This window comes from Saccharopolyspora pogona (assembly GCF_014697215.1).
In the GTDB taxonomy this organism is placed as follows: domain Bacteria; phylum Actinomycetota; class Actinomycetes; order Mycobacteriales; family Pseudonocardiaceae; genus Saccharopolyspora; species Saccharopolyspora hattusasensis.
This window is the reverse complement of the sequence record NZ_CP031142.1, coordinates 3,562,148-3,568,630: the sequence shown is the minus strand read 5'-3', so window position 1 is coordinate 3,568,630 and position 6,483 is coordinate 3,562,148. Positions and strand designations below refer to the sequence as shown.

Annotated in this window: 8 protein-coding genes, 1 tRNA gene and 2 pseudogenes; 10 read left to right on the top strand and 1 reads right to left on the bottom strand. The window is 66.1% G+C overall.

Translation table 11 applies throughout. The annotated features are described in order from the left end of the window. The first annotated feature begins 132 nt into the window (after nt 1–132). The 10 genes and pseudogenes from DL519_RS16205 to DL519_RS16175 all read left to right on the top strand — a co-directional run bounded on the left by DL519_RS16205 (nt 133) and on the right by DL519_RS16175 (nt 5,570). Nucleotides 133–244, top strand: a tRNA-OTHER gene (locus tag DL519_RS16205). 387 nt (nt 245–631) lie between these two features. Then, a complete protein-coding gene (locus DL519_RS16200) occupies nt 632–898 on the top strand; it encodes a hypothetical protein (RefSeq protein WP_190815990.1) in 267 nt (88 codons plus the stop codon). Between the two features lie 8 nt (nt 899–906). After that, nucleotides 907–1,116, top strand: a complete 210-nt coding sequence (locus DL519_RS16195; protein ID WP_190815988.1) for a hypothetical protein — start codon at nt 907–909, stop codon at nt 1,114–1,116. 131 nt (nt 1,117–1,247) lie between these two features. Further along, nucleotides 1,248–1,673 carry a WD40 repeat domain-containing protein gene (locus DL519_RS16190; protein ID WP_190815986.1) on the top strand — a complete coding sequence of 142 codons (426 nt, stop codon included), beginning with the start codon at nt 1,248–1,250 and terminating at the stop codon, nt 1,671–1,673. Between the two features lie 12 nt (nt 1,674–1,685). Next, nucleotides 1,686–1,754 (top strand): annotated as a pseudogene (locus DL519_RS50010) (hypothetical protein); the annotation flags it as partial. Next, nucleotides 1,728–1,961 carry a hypothetical protein gene (locus DL519_RS16185; RefSeq protein ID WP_397545056.1) on the top strand — a complete coding sequence of 78 codons (234 nt, stop codon included), beginning with the start codon at nt 1,728–1,730 and terminating at the stop codon, nt 1,959–1,961. The pseudogene DL519_RS50010 and the gene DL519_RS16185, both read left to right, overlap by 27 nt. Continuing rightward, nucleotides 1,907–3,337, top strand: a complete 1,431-nt coding sequence (locus DL519_RS46545) for a DUF4158 domain-containing protein (RefSeq protein ID WP_317891366.1) — start codon at nt 1,907–1,909, stop codon at nt 3,335–3,337. The genes DL519_RS16185 and DL519_RS46545 overlap by 55 nt, the downstream gene beginning before the upstream one ends. Further along, nucleotides 3,237–3,800 carry a hypothetical protein gene (locus DL519_RS46540; protein ID WP_223839088.1) on the top strand — a complete coding sequence of 188 codons (564 nt, stop codon included), beginning with the start codon at nt 3,237–3,239 and terminating at the stop codon, nt 3,798–3,800. The genes DL519_RS46545 and DL519_RS46540 overlap by 101 nt, the downstream gene beginning before the upstream one ends. Nucleotides 3,801–3,887: 87 nt before the next feature. Further along, nucleotides 3,888–4,142 (top strand): transposase, encoded by a 255-nt coding sequence (locus DL519_RS46535; RefSeq protein ID WP_223839086.1) that lies wholly within the window; start codon nt 3,888–3,890, stop codon nt 4,140–4,142. A gap of 654 nt (nt 4,143–4,796) precedes the next feature. Next, nucleotides 4,797–5,570 carry a tRNA-dependent cyclodipeptide synthase gene (locus DL519_RS16175; protein ID WP_190815982.1) on the top strand — a complete coding sequence of 258 codons (774 nt, stop codon included), beginning with the start codon at nt 4,797–4,799 and terminating at the stop codon, nt 5,568–5,570. Between the two features lie 339 nt (nt 5,571–5,909). Here DL519_RS16175 and DL519_RS50005 read toward each other — a convergent pair. Then, nucleotides 5,910–6,092: pseudogene (locus DL519_RS50005) on the bottom strand (integrase core domain-containing protein); the annotation flags it as partial. Nucleotides 6,093–6,483: the final 391 nt, after the last annotated feature.

The window sequence follows — 6,483 nt, the reverse complement described above, 5'->3', positions numbered from 1 at the left end:
GAGAAACTCAGCCAGCGCACCGCTCGGCAACGTTGACGTACACCGTTCAGGGTGTCGGTTCCGTGTCCATGTTGGCTTGCGGGAGCAGGAGCAATTCTGAAGCGAGGGATGTAGCGTAGGAGCAGCATGGAACGGGCTGTGAACGGAAGCGTTTTGCCCTGCTTTTTTCGGTTTCGCAGGTCACTGTCTCTTGTGGACTTGACTGGGGGTCAAGGGGTCGCAGGTTCAAATCCTGTCAGCCCGACGTTGGCGGAAGCCCGCTGACCGGCACGTAAGTGCAGGTCAGCGGGCTTTTTATGCTGTTGTGGATCTTGGGTGATCGTCCCGAAGTGTGCCGTCTCGAATTTCGGCGATTTGTGCGAGGATTTCGGGAGTTGTTTTCTGGAAGCGGAATCGCGAGGCGGAAACGCTGCTGATCGTGCTGACGGGTGGCCGATCCGCATCCGGAACAAGGAGATCGACTGGTCGGGGACAACGGCGCTGCCGGGAGGCCTCGAAGACTGGCTCACCGAGGCGCCGAACTATGTCTACCTGCGGCGGGCCAAGGCGCGGCCGACCGTCAGGGACAAGGCATTCCGGAGCAAGGTAGCGGATCTCGTCTCCGGTGTGACCGGGAAGGATCCCGAGCGGATTGACGGCCAGTACCGGCGCCAGCGGCGCCAGCGGGGGGCCTGGCCGCGGCCGCGGTGCTTCGGCGTTGCTGGTGCTCGTCGTCATGGCGACTGCGCTCATTGTCCGGCAACGCGAGCAGACTGACCAGCAACGGCGCGTCGCCGTCGGCCGGGAGCTGATCACCGCAGCCGAGGACCTGCGGGACAATGATCCGAGGCTCTCGTTGCTGTCCAGCCTCGGGAGACCTGAGCTCGCCCCACCCCGGAAGCCCGTGCCGGGCTCGTGAATACCCTGATGCGGACCCGTTTCGCAGGTACCCCGGCGAGTTTCAACGCGTACGAACTCAACCTCGTCACGGCGGCCACCGGCAACCGGGCCGCCACCAGGGCGCGGAGCCGCTCGGTCGAGACCAGCCCAGATTTCATCCACGAGGTGGTCCTGTGGGGACACCGGCGGTGGTGGGGCGTGGCGACGGCTCGGGGCGCTGCCCGAGTTCGTCGGTGACGGCATCTCGCTGGCGCTGAGCGCGGACGGGAACACCCTGGCCATCGGGGACACCGACGAAGGGGTGGTGCTATGGGACATCACCGACCCGGGAAATCCCCGCAGGCTGGCCAGCGCACCGGGGGAGGTACGTGTCCTCGCTCGTGTTCGGCCGAAACGGGGAGGCGCTTGCCGTCTCGGGCATCGACGGGGTGGCGCTGTGGGACATCCGCGGTGTACGGGAACGGGAAACCTTGGAGCGCCGCGCCACCTTGCCCGGGTTGGCGCAGGCGGGCGGGGTGCTCCTCAGCCCAGATGGCCTGCAGCTCGCCACCACCCGGGACACGCGCCGCGAGACCGCTCCGGACGTTAACGACCACCAGACGACCCTGTGGGATGTCTCCGATCTCACGCGGCCTACCCGGCCAGCGCCGATCAGGGGGCACTTCTCCGCGACCCTGTTCGACGCGGCGTTCAGCCCGGACGGGCACACGATCGCCACCGCCGGCGTACACGGCGACATCGTGCTGGTCGACATTACCGACCCGGCCAATCCCAAGGAGCTAACCGTCCTCTAGGGACACTCCGGCAAGTGGATGACCTCGGTGGCGTTCAGCCCGGACGGGGGAAAGTTGGTCACCAGCGGCGAAGACGACACCGCTGTCCTGTGGTACCTCGGCGACCGGCAGCACCCACAGCAGCTGGCGACGCTGGACGGCCACGCCGGCAGGGTGTCCGCAGCGGCGTTCAGCTCGAACGGGGCGGCGGTCTTCACCGCGGATTCCTCCGCAACCGGCGGTCCCGCGGCGCGGTGCGCCAATGGCGGGCGGCCGACCGTGCGCGGCCGGTGGCGACCGGCCTCCTGAACGGCCACGAACTGAGACTGACCGCGGTGTCGACGGTTGACGACTCCGCGCTCGCCATCGCGAGTAAGCCCCGGTCTCCTATCCCTGACCCACGGTGCAAAGTAGCCACCACGTCTTCTGCCTCATCCCCGTTGCCCGGGCTCGGACCGGTCGTTAGGTCGAATTTCGGCCCGACCCGGCTCGGGTTCGTGCTGATGCTGAAGTTCTTCGAGTTGGAGGGCCGGTTTCCTCAGTTCGTGGAGGAGTTCCCGCAGGCTGCGGTCGACTACGTGGCCGGCGTGGTCAAGGTGCCCGCGGAGGACTTGGCGAAATACGGCCTGTCGTCCCGCTCGGCGAAGGGGCACCGTACACAGATCCGCGAGACCCTCGGGTACCGGCCCGCGACCCGCGCCGACGAGGAACGGCTGACCGCCTGGCTCGCCGATGAGGTCTGCCCGGTCGAGATGGTGGAGGACCGGCTGCGCGAGGCCCTGCTTGTGCAGTGTCGCAGCGACCATGTCGAGCCCCCGGGCCGCGTCGAGCGGATCGTGGCCGCAGCACGGGCGCGGGCGGACCGCGTCTTCTGCGCGCAGACCGTCGCGCGCCTGGGCGAGGCGTGCGCTGGCCGCCTGCTGACCCTGGTGGCGGAGGGCAACGAGGAGGGTACGGCGCTGCTGGCCTCGCTGAAGCGGGACCCGGGCGCGGTGGGGCTGGACTCGCTGCTGGCGGAGATCACGAAGCTGACTGCCGTGCGGCGGTTGGGTCTGCCGGAAGGGCTGTTCGCGGACTGCTCGGAGAAGCTGGTGGCCGCGTGGGCGGGCGCGGGCGATCAAGATGTATCCCTCGGACTTCCGGGACGCTGGCAAGGATGTGCGGACCATGCTGCTGGCGGCGCTGTGCGCGTCCCGGCAGGCGGAGATCACCGATGCCCTGGTGGAGCTGCTGGTCGCTCTGGTTCACATAAGATCAATGCTCGTGCCGAGCGGCGGGTGGAGCGGCAGCTGACGGCGGAGCTGAAGAAGGTACGGGGCAAGGAGGGCATCCTCTTCCAGCTCGCTGATGCGTCGGTCGGGCAGCCTGAGGGGACCGTGCGCAGGGTGCTGTTTCCGGTGGTCGGGGAGAAGACGCTGCGCGACCTGGTCGCGGAGGCGAACGAGAAGGCGTTCAAGGCCAGGGTCCGTACCACGCTCCGGTCGTCGTACAGCTCGTACTACCCGGCAGATGCTGCCGTCACTGCTGCGGACGCTCGGCTTCAGGTGCAACAACACCGCCTACCGGCCGGTGATGGACGCGCTCGTGCTGCTGGAGAAGTACGCCGACGTCGACGGCAAGACCCGCTTCTACGACGTCGGCGACGTGGTGCCGATGGACGGCCTAGTCCGCAAGGACTGGCGTGAGGCGGTCGTCGATGACAAGGGCAGGACCGAGCGCATCCCCTATGAGCTGTGCGTGCTGGTGGCCCTGCGGGATGCGATCCGCCGCCGCGAGATCTATGTCGGGGGCGGGACGCGGTGGCGCAACCCGGAGGACGACCTGCCCGGCGACTTCGAGTCGGCCGGCACCGTGCACTACGCCGCGATTCGCCAGCCCGAGGACCCGGGGGGAGTTCGTCGCCGGCCTGAAGCGGCGGATGACGCAGGGCCTGGACCGGCTGTCTGCGGCGCTCGCGGACGGCTCGGAGGGTGGGGTGAAGGTCACCACCCGCAAGGGCGAGCCCTGGATCAGGGTGCCGAAGCTGGAGCCGCTGGACGAGCCCACCTGCCTGGCGGCCCTCAAGGACGAGGTTGTACGGCGGTGGGGCGTGCTCGACCTCCTGGATGTGCTGAAGAACGCCGACTTCCTCACCGGCTTCACCGATGAGTTCTCCTCGGTCGCCGCCTATGAGCGCATCGACCGTGCCACCCTCCAGCGGCGTCTGCTGCTCGCGCTGTTCGCCTGGGCACCAACATGGGCATCCGCGCGATCGTGGCGACCGGCGAGCACGGCGAGAGCGAGGCCGCGCTGCGGCACGTGCGTCGGCACTTCATCACCGTCGACAACCTGCGCGCCGCGGTGACGAAGCTGGTGAACGCCACCTTCGCCGCTCGGGACGCGGCATGGTGGGGGCAGGGCACCGCGTGCGCGTCGGATTCGAAGAAGTTCGGGTCCTGGTCCTCGAACTTCATGACCGAGTACCACGCCCGCTACGGCGCAACGGCGTGATGTTTTACTGGCACGTCGAGAAGAAGAACGTCTGCATCTATTCCCAGCTCAAGAGCTGTTCCTCGTCCGCAGGCATCCCGCAGGCAGGGTTCTCGACGAGATCCTCAACCGCGCCACCGCCTGGGCCACCCGCGCCGCGTGCGGCGAGGATACCGGCGTTCCGCTGGTCGTGCTCCACAACCAGGTCAAGGACAGGACTGACCGACGATAACGATACTGTGGACACGAGCGCGGCTCCTGACACGATCCTTCGGCGTAACCACCTGAAAGATCAACAGATAGCTGCGCTCACCCCTTCACCGGGGCCACCAAGACTAAACCGGACAAACCGGAGCTTCCGCCCAAAAGATCAAACCGCCGGGGTCCTGCGGCATGACCAAGTTCCTTTCTGAGACAAAGGACAGTGTCCATTCGTGCAGAGGGCTTGTTTGATCTCTGGGCGGAACCAAGTATAGGAATTAGCTAGACGACGAACCGATTTTACTGCGGGAATGGGATCCCGCGTTCTGCGCGCGGCTCGCGGGCGCATATTCGGAAACGCTGCAGCGGAGAATCGAGAGCGTCCAGATTTGCGTACAAGATTCGCCGTAATTGTCTAAGAGTGCTGGAAGCAACAGTTTCCAAACAAAAGGTGCACACAACGTGAATACACCCATGACGGCTGGAAGCGTGAACGTGGATCCCCAGCTTATGATGCGGCATGAACCTGCGACCGAGGAGAGCGCCCGGATCTTCCAGCGGCGTCGACACGCCCTTGTTGGCACAGCTCTTTTCAACAGCTACTTCAAACAAGCACGACTGGACGAGCTCCTGCGGTGGACGGTGACCGAGTTCGAGTCGCTGCATGTGTTCCTCCCTGACACGACCACCGCTTTCACGATGCAGGCCCGCGGCTATCCGGCGGTGGAAGCAGAGCGGAAGACGCGACGCGAGGCACGAAGGCTGCGCGGGAAGATACTCGGGTCGCTTGCCATGCTCGGCGTCGCGTCCCCCGAGCAGATGATCATCGACTTCGCCTGGCTCAACGAGAACGAGGAGTACCTGCGCACGAGGGACGAGGTTGCGGAGGTCTTCGGGTCGGATGAAGACTTCAGGAAGGCCTGTCTGGCCGAGTCTGAATCGGTCGCGAGGAGCAGGCGGAGAACCGACGGCAGTCTCACGGAGGAAGAGCTGAACATGGCGGCACGGTACTTGCTGGCCGAGATCCCGCTTTTCGTAAACGCTCCCGCCATACTTGGCATGCCCGAGACTGTGTTCTGCTACCACCGCATCGAACCGTTCGAACGTGACCTGTACCGCGGCGCGTTCGCGGTGAAAGCAGTACCTCGGCAAGGCTGGGTCGTGGTCGAGTCCGCTTCTTCGGAAATGGTGGACGCCGGTGCCGCGGCCGGGTCCCTGCCGCGACCACGTACCGCAGGTGTGCTGTGAACCGCGCCGATACGGCCGATTGCGAACCCCGGCGGTCCGGCGAGCAAGTACGCCGGAAGTCCAGCCTGTGGTAGGCGCGGCTTCGGCTGGTCTGCACGGCGACCAAACCGGCTGGTCCTCCTGGAATCTCGATCGTCCCGCCGACCGGCAGCGGGACGATCGAGGGGAGCAGCAAGACCCGTAGTGCTTCAAGAAGGGTTCGCTGGCTGTGAGCTGGGGTTTCGTCGGGCCGTCAGGCTGCTTGGCGGTACTCGTTGATGAGTCCTGCCACGGCTTGTCGGCGTTCGATCCGAGCTGTCGGCAGCGGTATGACGCGCGCGCCACGTAGGGTGCCTGCTGGTCGTGTGCTTGGTGGGGCCGATGGGTGTTGAAGTGGCAGGCGTATTCCTGGCGGATCTTCTCCGCGTGGCCTCTGTCGAAGATCAGCACTCGGTTGGTGCACTCCTCGCGAACGGAGCGTATGAATCGTTGCGCGTGCGGGTTGCGGTTGGGGCTGCGCGGCGGGATCTTCGTGACGGTGATGCCTTCGCTGGCGAAGATTGTGTCGAAGGCGGCGGTGAACTTCGCGTCGCGGTCACGGATGAGGTGCGTAAATGTGGCGGCATGTCACCGAGCTGCCACAGCAGCTGCCGGGCGTGTTGAGTGGCCCAGGCGGCGGTGGGGTGGGCGGTGACCCTGCGGATATTCCAGGCCGCCGAGTGAGTGACGACGCGCTTGATCGCCGTTCTTGTCCAGCACCTGACTCCGTCCTGAGCCTCACTCGGCGAATGCTCGCGATCCATTGAGCGCGAGGGTTTGGCGGAGTCGGTCGGGGTTCATGAGCCCGGCGGTGGGTCGCCCTTCGCGTTTCGTATCCAGGAGAGTGGCTTCCACGTCGTCGAGGGCCCGCCACGAAGCTACGGCGGCTGCTCGA